16 protein-coding genes are annotated in these 15,188 nt (G+C 52.9%); 6 read left to right on the plus strand and 10 right to left on the minus strand.

The window, feature by feature from the left end; all coding sequences use genetic code 11:
- The first annotated feature begins 188 nt into the window (after positions 1-188).
- Positions 189-2,066 (plus strand): acyl-CoA synthetase, encoded by a 1,878-nt coding sequence (locus tag Q0775_RS12180; protein ID WP_298861025.1) that lies wholly within the window; start codon positions 189-191, stop codon positions 2,064-2,066.
- Positions 2,063-2,989 (plus strand): alpha/beta hydrolase, encoded by a 927-nt coding sequence (locus Q0775_RS12185; RefSeq protein WP_298861028.1) that lies wholly within the window; start codon positions 2,063-2,065, stop codon positions 2,987-2,989. Before Q0775_RS12180 ends, Q0775_RS12185 begins: the two co-directional genes overlap by 4 nt.
- Here Q0775_RS12185 and Q0775_RS12190 read toward each other — a convergent pair whose 3' ends face one another.
- The 3 genes from Q0775_RS12190 to Q0775_RS12200 form a co-directional block, all read right to left on the minus strand.
- Positions 2,990-3,826, minus strand: coding sequence for an alkaline phosphatase family protein (locus tag Q0775_RS12190; protein ID WP_298861031.1), 837 nt, complete (start codon positions 3,824-3,826; stop codon positions 2,990-2,992).
- 604 nt (positions 3,827-4,430) lie between these two features.
- Positions 4,431-6,101 (minus strand): flotillin domain-containing protein, encoded by a 1,671-nt coding sequence (locus tag Q0775_RS12195; protein WP_298861034.1) that lies wholly within the window; start codon positions 6,099-6,101, stop codon positions 4,431-4,433.
- Between the two features lie 51 nt (positions 6,102-6,152).
- Entirely contained in the window at positions 6,153-6,824 is a 672-nt protein-coding gene (locus Q0775_RS12200) for a YqiJ family protein (protein WP_298861037.1), read from the minus strand.
- Between the two features lie 191 nt (positions 6,825-7,015).
- Between Q0775_RS12200 and Q0775_RS12205 the strand changes: the two genes are divergently transcribed.
- Entirely contained in the window at positions 7,016-7,432 is a 417-nt protein-coding gene (locus Q0775_RS12205; protein ID WP_298861040.1) for a helix-turn-helix domain-containing protein, read from the plus strand.
- Positions 7,433-8,098: 666 nt separating this feature from the next.
- Here the strand turns inward: Q0775_RS12205 and Q0775_RS12210 are convergent.
- Complete coding sequence (locus Q0775_RS12210) at positions 8,099-9,001, minus strand: LysR family transcriptional regulator (protein ID WP_298861044.1); 903 nt, start codon at positions 8,999-9,001, stop codon at positions 8,099-8,101.
- A 150-nt stretch (positions 9,002-9,151) separates the two neighbouring features.
- On the opposite strand from Q0775_RS12210, the gene Q0775_RS12215 reads away from it, so the two are divergent.
- Positions 9,152-9,631, plus strand: coding sequence for an ester cyclase (locus tag Q0775_RS12215; protein WP_298861049.1), 480 nt, complete (start codon positions 9,152-9,154; stop codon positions 9,629-9,631).
- 277 nt (positions 9,632-9,908) lie between these two features.
- Here the strand turns inward: Q0775_RS12215 and Q0775_RS12220 are convergent, their stop codons facing one another.
- From Q0775_RS12220 to Q0775_RS12230, 3 genes are read right to left on the minus strand one after another with little or no spacing between them, the layout of a single operon-like run.
- Positions 9,909-10,469, minus strand: a complete 561-nt coding sequence (locus tag Q0775_RS12220) for a PEMT/PEM2 methyltransferase family protein (protein WP_298861052.1) — start codon at positions 10,467-10,469, stop codon at positions 9,909-9,911.
- The gene (locus tag Q0775_RS12225) at positions 10,462-11,112 is read right to left on the minus strand and encodes a cation transporter (protein ID WP_298861795.1); all 651 of its coding nucleotides are present in this window, start codon (positions 11,110-11,112) and stop codon (positions 10,462-10,464) included. The genes Q0775_RS12220 and Q0775_RS12225 overlap by 8 nt, the downstream gene beginning before the upstream one ends.
- A 22-nt stretch (positions 11,113-11,134) precedes the next feature.
- On the minus strand, positions 11,135-11,572 hold the full coding sequence (locus Q0775_RS12230) for an isoprenylcysteine carboxylmethyltransferase family protein (protein ID WP_298861055.1): 438 nt from the start codon (positions 11,570-11,572) through the stop codon (positions 11,135-11,137).
- Between the two features lie 108 nt (positions 11,573-11,680).
- Between Q0775_RS12230 and Q0775_RS12235 the strand changes: the two genes are divergently transcribed.
- A complete protein-coding gene (locus Q0775_RS12235) occupies positions 11,681-12,091 on the plus strand; it encodes a helix-turn-helix domain-containing protein (RefSeq protein ID WP_298861058.1) in 411 nt (136 codons plus the stop codon).
- Between the two features lie 53 nt (positions 12,092-12,144).
- On the opposite strand, the gene Q0775_RS12240 is transcribed toward Q0775_RS12235, so the two are convergent.
- The 3 genes from Q0775_RS12240 to Q0775_RS12250 are packed head-to-tail and all read right to left on the minus strand — an operon-like array spanning position 12,145 to position 14,342.
- Positions 12,145-12,741 carry a ferric reductase-like transmembrane domain-containing protein gene (locus Q0775_RS12240; RefSeq protein WP_298861060.1) on the minus strand — a complete coding sequence of 199 codons (597 nt, stop codon included), beginning with the start codon at positions 12,739-12,741 and terminating at the stop codon, positions 12,145-12,147.
- Positions 12,738-13,181, minus strand: coding sequence for an isoprenylcysteine carboxylmethyltransferase family protein (locus Q0775_RS12245; RefSeq protein ID WP_298861063.1), 444 nt, complete (start codon positions 13,179-13,181; stop codon positions 12,738-12,740). Before Q0775_RS12245 ends, Q0775_RS12240 begins: the two co-directional genes overlap by 4 nt.
- Before the next feature lie 36 nt (positions 13,182-13,217).
- Entirely contained in the window at positions 13,218-14,342 is a 1,125-nt protein-coding gene (locus tag Q0775_RS12250; RefSeq protein ID WP_298861066.1) for an isoprenylcysteine carboxylmethyltransferase family protein, read from the minus strand.
- 228 nt (positions 14,343-14,570) lie between these two features.
- On the opposite strand from Q0775_RS12250, the gene Q0775_RS12255 reads away from it, so the two are divergent.
- Positions 14,571-15,179 carry a TetR/AcrR family transcriptional regulator gene (locus Q0775_RS12255; protein WP_298861069.1) on the plus strand — a complete coding sequence of 203 codons (609 nt, stop codon included), beginning with the start codon at positions 14,571-14,573 and terminating at the stop codon, positions 15,177-15,179.
- The last annotated feature ends 9 nt before the right edge of the window (positions 15,180-15,188 follow it).

A 15,188-nucleotide genomic window follows, 5' to 3' on the forward strand; every position in this document is an offset into this window, starting at 1 on the left:
CGGGGTACAGCCCTTCCGCATGGCGCGGACCATCCCCATATCTCCTTCACATGACTGACGTATGGGCAAGCAGCATCATAACGCTGCGTCCCGTGCCATGCTTTGCTTGAAATTTGGCGGCGGGCAGGTCATCGTCATGTGACAAATTACGCATGTCACAAAAGTGGCAGCACAGGGGAGGAAAACACATGGGATATTCTGGGATACCGGACCGCGACATTATCGAGGCAGAGAGCGCGTGGGAAGACCGCGATCTGCACAAAACGCTGTATGGCATGCTTGCCAGCACCACTTCGAAATTTCCAAATCATAATGCCATAAGCTATCAGCTTCTTTCGGGTCCAAAAGATTTTGCCGAGACGCTGACATGGCAGACACTGCACGATAAATCCGTGCAGGCCGCAAACCTGTTTCGCAGTCTCGGGATCGGTCCAAAAGATGTTGTAGCCTATGTGCTTCCCAACACCAACGAGACGGCGATAACTCTGCTGGGCGGTGCAATCGCAGGTATCGTAAACCCTATTAACCCGCTGCTCGACGCTGAGCAGATAGGCGCAATCCTGCGGGAAACGAACGCTTCCGTAGTTGTGACCCTTCGTCCGTTCCCAAAGACAGATGTAGCAGATAAAACAGCCGAAGCAGTTGCTCTCGCGCCGAATGTCAAAACCGTGCTCGAAGTTGACCTGCACCGGTACCTCACAGGTCTGAAAAAGATCATCGTGCCGTTGATCCGCCCCAAGCGGACTGTGCAGAACCAAGCGAAATACATGAACCTCAACGAGGAGATGGCGAAGCAGCCAAAAACCTTGCAGTTTGAGGATCCGCAAGAGGACCGTGTGGCCTGTTACTTCCACACGGGCGGTACAACGGGCATGCCTAAAGTGGCGCAGCACAAATATTCCGGCATTATCTACAACGGATGGACGGGTGCGCGTCTGCTTTATACAGAGAACGACGTGGCGATGTGTCCGCTGCCCTTCTTCCATGTGATGGGTGTGCATGCGGTGTTTATGGGCTGCGTGCATTCAGGTGCCCACATCATCCTACCTACCCCACAAGGGTATCGTGGCGAGGGTGTGTTTGATAATTTCTGGAAACTCTGCGAGCGCTGGAAAGTCACTTTCATCATCACTGTGCCGACTGCGATCTCGGCCAAGATGCAGCGACCGATTGATGCGGACCTGTCTACGGTTAAGACTGCTTTTTCCGGTTCTGCCCCGTTGCCGATGGAGTTGTTCAAGCGGTTCGAGAAGGCGACAGGTATCACCATTGTCGAAGGATACGGCCTGACCGAAGCCACCGTGCTTGTCTCGGGCAACCCCACGGATGGCGTGCGGAAAGTTGGCTCCATCGGGGTCGAATTTCCTTATTCCAAGGTGCGGATAATCAAAGGGACGCCAGATGGCCCGATTGATGCCGAGGTCGATGAAATCGGCGAGATTTGCGTCTCCAATCCCGGCGTTTTCCCAGGCAATACCTATACCGAAGCGGATAAAAACATTGATCTCTACTATGATGAAAAGTTTTTGCGCACGGGTGATCTGGGGCGCAAGGATGAGGATGGATATATCTGGATCACTGGCCGCGCCAAGGACCTGATCATTCGAGGCGGTCACAATATTGACCCTGCCGATATCGAAGAAGCGCTTTTGGGACATGAAGCCGTGGCCTTTGCAGGTGCTATCGGTCAGCCCGATGCCCATGCCGGCGAAGTGCCTTGCGCTTTTGTTGAGTTGGTCGGTGGCGCGAGTGTCACTCCCGAAGAGCTGTTGGAATTCGCCAACAGCCGTGTGCATGAGCGTGCGGCCCAGCCCAAGAACATAACCATAATGGATGAGTTGCCCAAAACCGCTGTTGGCAAAATCTTCAAGCCTGATTTGCGGCGCATGGCGATTACACGGGTCTTTAACGGTGCTTTGGAAAAGGCAGGCGTCGCCGCACGGGTTGATCATGTGATGGACGATAAAAAGCGCGGTCTTGTTGCTGTCATGGCGATGAATGGCGCGGATGCTGACTCTGTGAACGAAGTGTTGGGCAGCTTTGTCACCCAGTGGGATGCCGCTTGAGCAATCAACCTGACTATGGCCTGCTCCTCGACGCTGAGGTGCAGGCCTATATCGCAAAAGGGGCGGAGTTTTATCCGCCGAATGCCGTTGATCTGACCGTAGCAGAGCAACGCGAAGTCTATGACAATATGTGCGCTGCATTCCACGGAGGCCGCCCGGAGGGTGTGAAGACATGGGATGAGCCGCACGGTGACGTAGCCTGTCGCCGGTATGAGGCGGGGCCTGCTGAGGTTACGCTCATCTATTACCATGGGGGCGGTTTTGTCGTCGGTGGGTTGCACAGCCACGATGATGTCTGTGCCGAGTTGTGCGCACGGGCAGGGGTGCGTGTCATATCCGTGGACTACGGCCTTGCGCCTGAAACCGTATTTCCCGGTTGCTACAATGATGCCGCGGCTGCTTTCGAGGGGATTGAGGCTGCTTTTGGCGGGACGATCCTGATGGCGGGAGACAGCGCGGGCGGCAACCTTGCTGCAGCGGTTACCCATCATGCCCGTGACCGCATTGCAGGGCAAATCTTGATCTATCCAGGCTTGGGTGGGGATCCGACAAAAGGCAGCTATGTCGCGCATGCAAATGCACCAGAATTGACGACCCGCGACATGCTATTCTATCAAACCATTCGCACAGGTGGAGCTAAATCACCTGTGGGGGATGCGCGTTATGCGCCGCTCCATGATGACGATTTTAGAGGTCTGCCAAACACGGTGATTGTAACGGCGCAATGCGATCCGCTGTCCAGTGACGGCGAAAGCTACCGCAATGCCGTCTCCGCAGCAGGGGGGAAGGCCGTGTGGTTCAACGAAGCGGGGCTTGTGCATGGCTGCTTGCGCGCGCGCAATATGTCCACGCGGGGGGCTGCGTTTTTTAAACGTGTCTCTGATGCGGTCGCCGCGCTGGCAAAAGGTCAGTGGCCCTACTGACTAGCGCAAGAAGCTTGATGCTTTCATGGTGCCCGGCACAGGTGCACCCAGACGGGTCAGGATCGTCGGCGCAAGTTGTAGCTGGTCGATCACGACATCGGCCTCAGGCCCCTCTGCATCGCCAAAATAGTAAAGCGCGGCTTCTTGCTGGAGCGGATCGCGCCCGCCGTGGTGGCCACGTGCGTCTTGACCGTGATCCGCAGTTACAATGACCTCATAACCTGCGGCACGCCACTTGGGGATGAATGGCCCCAACATCTCGTCCATGACGTGACAGGCGTGATCCATTTCCTGACAGTCATGGAAAAAACGGTGGCCCATGCTGTCGAGAGTGCAGGTGTGCAGCATCCCGTAATCAAGCCCAAATCGCAGGCACAGATTGGTGAGTGTGGCAAAGAGATCCACATCCGAGGGAGTCATCTGGTTCACAAGGCCGTAGCCCGTCATTGTGTGAAAACGGCCGTGGTTGATGCTGGTGCTTTCTGGCTCGTCATATTCGATATCGCGAACGTAGTCAAAAGGATGGCGGTTAAAGAACTCCGACCAGAAGCTGTGGGCGACGGCACCCGTGACACCACCGGCAGCGCGGGTTTGGGAAAAGACATCAGGCTGGCTCAGCCGGAAGACATTGCCGTTGCCGGTGCAGCCATGCTGGGCAGGAGCAACGCCTGTGTGGATGGAGGCATAGCAGGAGGCGGAGGTGGAGGGTAGGACCGAGCGTATTTTCCACACCCGCGCATCGCCACTGTCGACCCACCCTTCAAGATTTCCGAAAAGGCGCCGCCAGTTACGGTAGGGGACACCGTCGAGGATGATCAGAAGAAGTTTGTTTTTCATAGTGCGCCTGCCGTTGCATTTGGACCTGATTGAAGCGCAACGGGTGCGTATGCGCAACAGGGGAACGTGTGATTTGTGATTTTGCGTTCCGAAGAGCGTTAACGCCTTGTGGGGCAGGGTTTTTAGGGGGGCGTTATGCGTACATCACCTGTACAGCATCCGTACACACCCCTGTGCACTGTTTGGGAGTACTAGCAGAGGTTAACAGGGCGTGCCTTGCGTGAGATTTGGGCGGTAATCTGATTAGTTGGGCGGGTCAGAGCACGGTGCAAAAACTGTCGTCGCAAAGGTCCGCTTTGCGGGACAAAGCCGACCTTGCCTGCCGCTCAGCCAATGGCCGCTCTTATAGACAGTTGATGCAACCAGATGCAGGAAATAGACTTTCGCCGCGAGTGCAAGTGTTGACTTAATAGTATCAGGAAGCAGAGATTCGGAACGACGTGGTACTTTCAGCCGTAGCGAATGGTGGTAATGCCGAAATTAAATCAAATTCATCAAACTTGCGATCTTCTCAAAGAACCGATGGAAGCCACTGATGTTCCCAGTTTCTGCCGACTTTCAGAGACCATTGAGGGTGCCCGATATTCTGAGCACCCTTTTTAATCTAATTTTTAGCTACTTCTTCAATCGGCTCGTCGACAGTCGCTTGTGTTGTAGCGGGCACATCCAGAATGCCATTGGCGACACCGGCCACACCGTTTTCAAGGCTGATGCCCAACTCCTTGCCAAGAGCTTGCATTGCGGGCATCTGCAGCGCCATCCCAAGCACCGAATCCAGCGCTTGATTGACCGGAGTGCCACCTCCGCCAGCAGCACCGTCACCGCCCATGCCACGACCCATGCCAGTCACCTGGTGGATCTTGATTGAGTCGATTTTTTCAGCGGGTTTAACCATCTCGGAAATGATCGCAGGCATCGCCTCCAAGCCAGCCAACCGAACCTTCATTGCAATGATCTCGGCACTCAGCTCATTCTCCGAGTTTGCAATCGCGGTCTGGCCTTCCGCTGTCGCAAGCATGTCTGCCTTCTTGGCTTTAGCGCGCACAATCATAGCGTCTGCATCAGCTTGGGCTTCTTCAAGTTTGGCTGCTGCGCGGTCGCTTGCGGCGTCCTTTTCAGCTGCGGCGGCAAGACGGATCCCGGTGGCTTGACGTTCAGCCTCCTTTTCAGCCTCAATCAGGGAAATCTGCTTGTGACGCTCGGCTTCTGCTACTGCGCGGGCTGTTTCAATCGCCTCGGAAGCCTTTTTTGCTTCGGCGCGGGCATTGTCTGCTGAGGCACGGGCTTGGCTTTCTTCCTCAGACTTTTTGGCAACGATAATCTGGCGTTCCTGATCTGCAACCTCAAGCTCGCGCTCTTTTGCAATCTCGGCTTCACGAATCGTGCGCTCACGCTCAATCTCCGAGGCCCGCACAGCACGCTCCCGTTCAATGCGGGCCTGATCCTTTGCTTGATCAGAGGCCTCTTGATTGCGGGCGATTTCGGCTTCTTGACGCGCCTGTAATGTTTGAATTTCCTGAATTTGCATAATTGACGCTTCCTTCTGTTCGCGGTCAATTTGGTACTTCAGCTTTTCCGCCTGCATCTCGGAGCGGGCAACAGACACGTCTGCCTCGGCGGTGATCTCTGCGCGTTCTTTGCGGGATGTCGCGATAACAGACGCCAGTTTTTGCATGCCGACCGCGTTAAAGGCATTATTTTCATCCAGCTGTTCAAATGGCGTTTGATCTAGTGCGGTCAATGACACGGCTTCCAATTCCAAACCGTTCTTTAACAGGTCCTCGGAAATCGCATTCTGAACTTCCTGAACAAAGCTTGCGCGGTTCTCATGCAGCTCGTCCATCGTCATCTGGGCAGCAACAGCACGCAGGCCGTCAATAAGTTTACCTTCAATCATTTCGCGCAACTGATCTACATGGAATGTCCGGTCACCCAGCGTTTGTGCCGCACGCGAAATGCCATCGTCAGTCGCGTTTACCGAAACATAGAATTCAACGCCAACATCTACACGCATGCGGTCCTTGGTGATCAGGGACTGTTCGTTCACGCGCGCCACTTCAAGGCGCAGTGTTCTCATGTTAACTTTGGAAATCTCATGCAAGAAGGGCACGACGATTGTGCCACCGTCCATGATGACCTTTTTGCCGCCTGATCCGGTTTTGACCAAGCTGGTTTCACGGGTTGCGCGTTTGTAGAGGCGGGCCATGATCAGGCCAATGAAGACCAGTAGGCCGATAATAATACCGGCAATTGTAAGAATGTTAGCAAGCTCCATAGTGTACTCCATTAAGTCGTTTAAAATGTAAATCTGAGTGAAGTGTGTGGCTTAGATGACAAAGAACTTATCGCCGCGTTTACGGATTAAAGTAACATCATCGCCTTGGCTAAATATCCCGTCATCATCCAAGGGCTCGACCCGCAAATAGTGCATATTCCCATGCCGATCCTTGATCTTAGCTTCTGCTGGATTGCCCCGAGTAGCCGTGCCTTGGGTAATGGTGCCGTGATGTCCCCCCAAGAACCGCGTGCGCATGGCGCTGGTTTCCGTTTTTGGCATAATCAACGCAACCCAATTGGCAATGATCCGCGTGATGCCAAGGGCAGGCGCAATCGCTATTATAACGGCCAGAATTGTAAAAAGGGGCACACCGAGTATGGACAGTGCGACGGACTGGATTATGAGGCCAAACAGACCAAACATCGTCAGAAACGAGACAAGCCAGATCAAAAATGGTACGTCGCGCGCGCCGATCCAAGTCAGAAAATCAGAGGGCGCGGGGCCAATCTCCCCAATGAGATCAGCATCTAGCCCTTCAACATCAATATCTGCCGATAGATCAAAATCTGCATCGACATCAATATCGGGAGCCTCTCCACCAAGGCCAAGAACGGTTGCCCCAAAAATAAGACTAATAATTTCAATGACAAACAAGCCAGCAGTGACAGCAAGTGCGATCGCAAATGGTAAGGCGTTTGGCGCCAAGAATATTTCGAACATTTGATCTCCTTCTGGACACACTTAACACAAATAAGAGATAATGTTAGGTATATATATGCAAATCATAAAATAAGTGCATAATAAATTAGTAATTATCATAATTAGCAGCTACATGTACTTCCGACGTCGTCAAAAAGATGACCAAAAGGATCTGAATGCCAGATTTCATACAACGCAGGCGACTGGCTCGATTGCTCGACCGCACTGCGGAGCAGTTTACCGATAGATCGATTCCTGAAAAGGGTTGGATTTCGACGATGCGTCTTGCGTTGGGTATGTCAGCAGAACAGGTCGCCTTGCGCAAAGGTGTCAGCCGTAATGCGGTGTATCAAGCAGAACGCAGCGAGAAAGAAGGATCTGTTTCCCTCAAGCAAATGGAAAACCTTGCGGCTGCGATGAATGGAACATTTGTCTATGCCATCGTTCCGAATGCGCCGATCGAGCAGCTGAAATATCAACAAGCGATCCGAAAGGCACGTGCAATGGCGTCTCAAGTCTCAGACTTCGCTCACTGGTCAAAGGATGAGCAACAAGATTGGATCGATGACGCCGCAGCTCAACAGCTTCATGATATGCCCGCCGATTTTTGGGAGGAGGTCGTGGTCTAAACTGTACATAGCTTCAAATCAGAGTAGGCAAACATCTCTGGAGTTACTTTCAAAATAACTTCGTTCGCAGAGCAATCAACGGCGTTGCTAAATTGCTGCACACCTTTGCAAACGTCCGCTTCGGGGAAGCTGCACCGTAGCGCTGAGCACTACAACGAATGGCAGCTATGGGCCGGAATTTCGGAGCAATTTTGCCAGCTCCCCGAAAACGGACATTCCTGCACTCCGCAGCATCGGTCACAATGGGCTCGAAAGAGACCTTTGCTGCGCTCTGCGCCAATATCTGCTTCGAGCTATGATAGAGGTCCCTGTCCCCCGCAACTCACGGCCCATTACTTCCGTTCACGGCCACCTCAAGATGCTGCGGTGCGGCCCGTCATTGCGGACTTTCGTCGCAACCGCGAAATTGAGTAATGTCTGAATTCACGCTATGCGGGACAAAGTGACCCTTGCCGCATCCGTCGCCAACGACCGCATTTTCAAATGCTGACTGGTGACAAAATGCAGCAACGGCGGAAACCGGACCTCCGCTGCAGATTGCATAGAGGTCTGCTAAGCGGACAAAGTGAGCTTTCGCTGCGGTTACGCCAATGGCTGCTGTTGGAATGTCGTGCGGAATTTGACTGGCGGCAAGCGGCCGCAATTGTCTTGGTCAGGCCGAAGTAATTACTCAGTTTCCGGGGCGGAGGTTGCGGTCTGGCGTTGACGATCTCCCCCGATACTCAACTCTCCCAGAAACAAATGGATCAAGCCATGTCTCGGTGCGTTTTCCGGCCATTCGGCAAAAACGTCGATTTCACCCAAAGTCCAATCAGGCAACACAAAACTGACACGGCCATCTGCTACATCCGTTTCGGCCAGAAATACTGGAACTACCGCAAGCCCAGTCCCTTGACGCGCCAGCCGGTAAAGCGCCTGCGCGTCGTTTGCTGAAATACATGCTTCGGGCCTGACTTTGACCAGTGCGCAACCAGCTTTCCGGAATGTAAGCGAGTCGTGTTTTGCCGTAGAAAGCGCAAGCCAATCCCAATCGCGGATCTGATTTGGATCACTTGGAGTCTCGCGAGTGGAAAGGTAATCGGCAGATGCTACAAGCTTGCGACCGACCTTAAAGAGCAATGTGCTGTTTGGTGATTTCTTAACACCAGGACCCATACGAATTCCGATGTCGAATCCACCTTCAATCAGCGCTCGACGGGAGTCTGAGAAATTCAATGTCAGGCGAATACGCGGATACGTTTTCGAGAATTTCGCAATCGTATCCGTGAGAGGCGATTGGGATAGAACGGAAGGAAGCGTAATACGCAACTCACCACTCGGATCACGGGCCGAGACTGAAAGTGTCGCGAGCTCTCCTTCAACAGCCTCTAGCATTTTGCGCGACGCCATAAGCAACCGCTCGCCCTCATGGGTCAGGGCCAGTTTTCTTGTCGAGCGATACATCAACGCGACGCCAAGATGTTCTTCAAGCTGAGAAATGTGATGGCTGACCACGGAAGGCGACAGCCGTAACTCGCGCGCTGCGCCGCGAAAAGAGCCATGGTCAATCGTTTTGACAAAAATGGCCATCTGGCGGAGGCGGTCTATCATTAGTCAAAAAATCCGAACAATTAGATTTATATATCCTATCTTATGTATCAAATGCGACTTGTCCATAGTTCCTGTATGACACCTGCAGAACATCTGCGGGTGTCTCTTTGAAAAACAGGAGACTCTAGTATGAACAAGACGAGAAATATTCTCTCAGCTGCTTCTATCGCCCTTACCACGATTGCGACTGGTGCATGGGCTGATGACACCGCAACCGTTACGACATTTTATGATTTGCTTAGCGATCCAGCGTCTGAATCAGAGACCGCCGCCTTTCAGGCCGCAATCGCGGAAAATTGGGAAAGCGTCGGTGGTTATTCTGGCAACGACAAGAACGCCGAAGCTTTTCTCGGACAGGTGGGTGGGTTTGCGCAACTTATTCCTGATCTCAATTGGGACGTTCAAGCCATGCATCAAGACGGCAATTTCGTAACAGTGCGCAGCCGCGCAACTGGCACCCCCGTTGGTCCACTCTTCGGCGTTGACGGCGAAGGACGTAGCTTTGACATTATGACAATCGACATCCACGAAATCGAGGATGGTAAGATCGTCCGGACGTACCACATCGAAGATTGGGCAGGTGCTTTGCGTCAGCTTTCTGGTCAGTAGTCTAAAATTGGGGTGAGGTGGTCGACCCAGACCGCCTCACTTCCCAAACATCAATCTGACGAATAGAGTTGCCACTCATGCATTCCGCTACATCCATTAGAATGGACGCAAAGCCGCCGTCCGCGCAAAACGCAGCATCCGTCATTTTGGGCTCAAACCAGACTTTAGCTGCGGTTGCGAACGATATTTAGTGCGGGTGTTACATGCCGATAGCCGCTTCGCGGGACAAAACTGCCATTCGCTCCGGTAGTGGCAAGGTCCGCTTTCGGCAACCCTGCTAAAGGTAACGCCTCACTTTACCTTTGTAGGTCCTATAATCCGCCCCATAGACGTCTTCCAGCCAAGGTTCTTCAGCAAATGGCGCGGCCGCGAGAACGATGACGCCGAACGTGGCGACGCATGCCGCCCATCCTGACGCAGACAGTACGGCCCAGCCGATAAGGATGACCATGTCAGCAACGTATTGTGGGTTGCGAGAGTAGCGATAGAGGCCATCAGTCTTTAACTCGGCGACTTCGCCACTGGTCGCACCTAGGCCGATTTTTCTGACACCCATCCAGACAACTACATTCCCTGTGATCATTAAGCCAAGACCAATGGTCCACCGGGCCGGTGCTGGCCAGTCGAAACTGTTCCAGTCAGCGATGCCCAGCACGAAGGTCGCGATAAATATCGAGATCGTGGCAAGCCAGACTCGAAGCTTGATGCCGGTTGTGGCCTCCTTTGGGGGCCAGATACGACGCTCTGGGAATGCGATTGACCACCCGAAGGCCACAAGAAGGTAGCACTCGGCAATCCCACCGATGAAAATTGCGAAGACTTCGATATTGTTAAGCATGATCGTGTCCATGGTTGTTTAGCGCCCCAGTATCTTCGCCTGAACGGAATTCCTGCCAAGCTTGAACCAGAATAAGCTCGGCCGATCTCAGAAACAGACCTGCCATAATGATCGCCACGATGAGATCAGGCCACGCCGAAGCCGTCAGAAAGACTGCAAAGCTTGCAATCATGACCGCGACATTGCCAATGGCGTCATTGCGCGAACACAACCAGACAGAGCGGACGTTTGCATCACCGTCCTTGTAGCGCATCAAAAGCAAGACACTTGCCAAGTTGGCAGCAAGCGCCAGCAACCCGATCAAGCCCATAATCTGCGCGGTAGGAACGCCCAGAATGAATATCTGGTAAACCGTCGAGCCAAAGACCCAAAGGCCCATGAACAACAGGCTAAGCCCTTTGATGAGCGCAGCGGTTGAACGTACCTTAAGGCTCATCCCGATGACTGCGAGGCTGACGCCGTAGGTTAATGCATCCCCCAGAAAGTCGAGAGCATCTGCTTGAAGTGCCTGTGATCCAGCAAGTTTGCCCGCCGAAATTTCAATGAAAAATATGGCAGCGTTTATGAAGATAACGATCCAAAGAACCCGCTTGTAGGCGGGATCGACACCATCAAATTTTGGATTACCGGAGCATCCGCACAAGACTTCGGTTTCGTTGATTGTCTCAGTCATTTGATGATTCCAGTTTTGTGCGAATGAAAAGCCAGCGCGGGATACGCGCGGCATAATCTTGATAAGGTTTGCCGAATAATTGGATCAGGACCCGTTCTTCGCCCCTGATTTGAAATCGATCAATCATCAGAAAGAACGCGATTACAGCCAAGACTGCGCTGAGAGCCCCGAGCCATAGGACAAAAGCGATCAAGAGGATCAGCATTCCCACGTACATCGGGTTGCGCGTTATGCTGTAGATGCCGCTGGTTACGAGCGTGGTCGCCGCCTCTGGTGACTGCGGATTCACTGTCGTTTTGTGACGCGCGAAGCTCACGACGGCGGGCAGCAGAAACGCGACTCCAGCGATTGCTTCAAACGCAATTAGCCATACAGGTGCATGGAACGCCGCTAGTGGTGCGAAAGCAGCAAGCAAGCTTGCCATCACCATGCAAAATGCCAGTTGCGCGAGTGGGGGTATGTTCATGAAGACGCTTCCATATTCGAGTCTTCACAACTATAATTCCTCTAGCTACTAGAGCTTCAAGAGGAAAATTCGATGTTTTCAATCGGCCAGCTTTCCAAGCGCACGGGCGTCAAAATACCGACCATTCGTTACTATGAACAAATGGGTTTGATCGATGAACCTGGGCGTTCAGAAGGCAATCAACGCAGATACACCAAAGATGGCCTAAGCCGCTTGTCCTTTATCCGTCACTCTCGTGATCTGGGATTTACGATAGAAGACATTAGGGGGCTTCTGGACCTTAGCCAGCATCCAGAAGAACCATGCAATGATGCGCACAGCATTGCCGCCCAACACCTTCGAGAGGTTCAGAGCAAAATTACAAAGTTGCGACGATTAGAGCGTGAGTTGAAACGCATCACAAAGTGTGATGCTGGCAATATGGCTACCTGCGCGGTCATAGAAACGCTTGCTGATCACGGCCTCTGCGAAACGGAACACTGAACCTCGTGCCTCTATAGGAACAGGCTGGAAGATAATGCACGAGCAGCACTCATCTAAGCACTGGTGCGTCGCGTCGTAATTTTCCGTTTTAACCGCAAAACTTGCAGCACAATCAATGGCGCAGACACGATCATCGGTTCCCAAGGATCCTCCCAGTTGTTCAAGCTCAGGGCATGCAGCAACCCAAGAACGGCAGCAGCGTAAGCCCATCGTTGTAGCTTTTTCCATTGACGCCCTAGCTTTCGGACTGCGACATCACTTGATGTGAACGCCAGCGGAACCATGATCAGCAGCGAAATCCAACCTGTCCAAATCTCCAGTATTGGCAGTTGCGAAACGACCTTCGAGAGCGATCCCGCATCCAGCAGGTAAAACAAGGTATGAAGCAGCGCGTAGCCAAAACTTGCGATGCCCTGATAGCGCCGATTGCGCAACAGCCAGACAGTAAAAACGCCCCGTGGCCAGACATAGCGCAAGGGTGTCGCCGTCAGTGCAAGGATAAACAGAATGGCCGATAAAGCACCGGTTGGATTCAACACATCATCTGCGATGATCGCGCCCTGCTGGGTGAAGGTGACACCCCACGATATGGCCGGAAGGGCGAGGCAAAGCCAGACAATAGGAGTGGTTCGTGATGTGCGCGGTTTCACAGCCAACGACGCACACGGGAGCGGTATGTTTCATACTCTGCACCGAAGGTTTCTTGCATAACTGCCTCTTCGAACCGCACATACCAGCGGTCCAAAGTCACACAAAAGAATGCGGCTACAAGAAGCGGCGACGTCGACCCGAGCGCTATAGCAAACCCAACTGAACAAAGCGCAAAGCCAAGATACATGGGGTTCCTACTCAATGCGAACAGCCCCGTAGTCACAAGTTTTTCTGGCGCATCGAATGTCTTAATGTTGGTGCCGACCTGTTTGAACAGCCGCGCCCCCTTGGCCGCAATCAAAATGCCTATCGCCGCCGCAAACCCGCCAATCCATCGCACGGGCTGGGGGATTATGTCACCGACAGGCCAAGCATAGGCTGCGACAATCATGACGACCAAGGTCAGGAGAAGCAGAAGCGGCGGTAATACACGTTGCATTTGTTAGATCTTTCTTTGAGCTGTTTTGAGGCATTATTAAAAGATCGGAACCTGACGACCGTTGTAGAATGCATCTTGTGGCGGCTCGTGCCTGTTCGTGATTTGCTGCGTTGAAAGGTCGATATGCACCTCTTCCAGCGGTGATTTGTTGACGGCCTCTCGAAGGATATTTGCTCCATCGTGGCCCGCGCCAAATTCAGCCTGAGTGAGGATAACTTTCCACTGAGTGGGGTCAGCATTGCGGGGAACGGAATGCCCGAAAGCCTCCCCAGCTGGCAGATGCATCGGTATCTCTGAAACGTACATCTCGGTTGGAAGCACATACGCCAACACCTGCCCATGTGCGTCAGCCGCAGAAATCGTTTCCTGAACATCAACATCTGCCAAGACAATCTGGGCGACAGATGCAAGGTCAGCATCATCAATATGCGCCACAGACAGAAAGACGCCCGCGTCGGTGTCCACTGTATAAAGCGATCCTATGGCAGCAGAGCGCAGGCCGAATGCACCCGCCGTCACCAGTGCGACCGTCATCACAAAACCAGCAAGGAGACCGAAGGTACTCATGGGCCCAGTGCCTGTGCGTTGGGATATGCGCGGCAAGAACATACCTGTCGTTTCCATATAGTCAGCATAGTCGGGAAATGACCGCAAACACTGTCGTTCCTCGCTGCGCGCAAGCAGCACATAGGCAAGGATCACACATGAGGTAGAGAACAACACAAGAAATCTAGGCCACACCAACAGCATGCCCAAACTGGCGATGATTAACGCTAAATACTGCGGGTGGCGGATGTATCGGTAAACGCCCTCCTTCACCGCCCCACTTTTCGTGAGTTTGGCGCGGTAGACCTGAAAGACGCCTGCAACAAACGCAATAAGGCCACCGAATAGCAGGGCGAGGCCAAACAATTCGACATAGTTGAGCACCGCAGATCGGGTGTCTTCCACAAGGTGGGGAAGAATGAACCACAACGTCCAATCTGCAATTGGAAGCGCCTGAAGCCAGTCCATGCCTGGTCCGTAGACCGAATAAAAATACGCCGCAAAAGGGCTGGCCATGTAAAAGAATTCAAACGCGATCAGGGCGTAGAATGCCGAGGCCGTCCAAAACAATCGCTTACTGCCTTTGGTGTCTTGCTCTGTCCCGTTGGTTGTCATCTGGTTTCTCCCTGAAATGGTGCTGTTGAGTATCAAAATACGAGTTCAGGGCATCCAAAAGCTACTCGCCTTTGGTTAGTTGGGCGATCAGTTAGAAAGTGCTATGATTCAGTTGGTTACGATGAATGACGCAGGCCTCTCATAGTGATTGCTCACGTTTATGTTGTTTTCCATCGACGCCTGCCGCAGTTTGTTAGACAACAAACACGAATGATTGCTCACCTTAAAATGCCCGAAAATATCAAAAAACTCACGCCGAGACGTCGACCAAAACAAGGGCGAAGCCGTGACACGGTTGAAGCCATTCTGACCGCGTCTCAGCAGATTTTGTTGCGGAATGGCCTTAAGGGGTTCAACACCAATGTTGTCGCTAAGCGTGCGGGTGTCTCGGTCGGTTCACTCTACCAGTTCTTTCCGGGCAAAGAGGCGATCCTTGCTGCCTTAGTGCGTGATATGCGCCGCGACATGCTTACGGATTTGATTGCAGCACAGCAGGCATCAAATGCGGGTGTTCTTGCTGACGTCATCGGTGCAATGATCGACGCAAGCCTGAAGCACCACCTGCGCGCACCAGAATTAACTGATATTCTGGAGCAAGCAGAAGCGCAGTTGCCGATGGACGCAGAAACCCAAGCGCTTAAATCCAACATGTTTCAGCTCGTTTTAGGGGTGCTTCAGCGCCACGCAATTGAGAATCCGCAGACCGTTGCGCAAGATGTTATCGCCATGTGTCATGGCATGGTCGATTCTGCGATTTCGGCAGGCGAGCGAGACTTTGATGCAATTTCAAAACGACTTAGGCGGGCAACGATCAGCTACATAGCAGCGACATACTAGAAAGCGGAC

The organism is uncultured Sulfitobacter sp. (assembly GCF_947499945.1).
Lineage (GTDB): Bacteria > Pseudomonadota > Alphaproteobacteria > Rhodobacterales > Rhodobacteraceae > Sulfitobacter.

What these genes read in the sequence shown, in the direction of transcription:
- Q0775_RS12180 (WP_298861025.1), top strand. Translation starts at nt 189, where the DNA reads ATGGGATATTCTGGGATACCGGACCGCGACATTATCGAGGCAGAGAGC.
- Q0775_RS12190 (WP_298861031.1), bottom strand. Translation starts at nt 3,826, where the DNA reads ATGAAAAACAAACTTCTTCTGATCATCCTCGACGGTGTCCCCTACCGT.
- Q0775_RS12195 (WP_298861034.1), bottom strand. Translation starts at nt 6,101, where the DNA reads ATGGAGCTTGCTAACATTCTTACAATTGCCGGTATTATTATCGGCCTA.
- Q0775_RS12200 (WP_298861037.1), bottom strand. Translation starts at nt 6,824, where the DNA reads ATGTTCGAAATATTCTTGGCGCCAAACGCCTTACCATTTGCGATCGCA.
- Q0775_RS12210 (WP_298861044.1), bottom strand. Translation starts at nt 9,001, where the DNA reads ATGGCCATTTTTGTCAAAACGATTGACCATGGCTCTTTTCGCGGCGCA.
- Q0775_RS12215 (WP_298861049.1), top strand. Translation starts at nt 9,152, where the DNA reads ATGAACAAGACGAGAAATATTCTCTCAGCTGCTTCTATCGCCCTTACC.
- Q0775_RS12220 (WP_298861052.1), bottom strand. Translation starts at nt 10,469, where the DNA reads ATGCTTAACAATATCGAAGTCTTCGCAATTTTCATCGGTGGGATTGCC.
- Q0775_RS12230 (WP_298861055.1), bottom strand. Translation starts at nt 11,572, where the DNA reads ATGGTGATGGCAAGCTTGCTTGCTGCTTTCGCACCACTAGCGGCGTTC.
- Q0775_RS12235 (WP_298861058.1), top strand. Translation starts at nt 11,681, where the DNA reads ATGTTTTCAATCGGCCAGCTTTCCAAGCGCACGGGCGTCAAAATACCG.
- Q0775_RS12245 (WP_298861063.1), bottom strand. Translation starts at nt 13,181, where the DNA reads ATGCAACGTGTATTACCGCCGCTTCTGCTTCTCCTGACCTTGGTCGTC.
- Q0775_RS12250 (WP_298861066.1), bottom strand. Translation starts at nt 14,342, where the DNA reads ATGACAACCAACGGGACAGAGCAAGACACCAAAGGCAGTAAGCGATTG.
- Q0775_RS12255 (WP_298861069.1), top strand. Translation starts at nt 14,571, where the DNA reads ATGCCCGAAAATATCAAAAAACTCACGCCGAGACGTCGACCAAAACAA.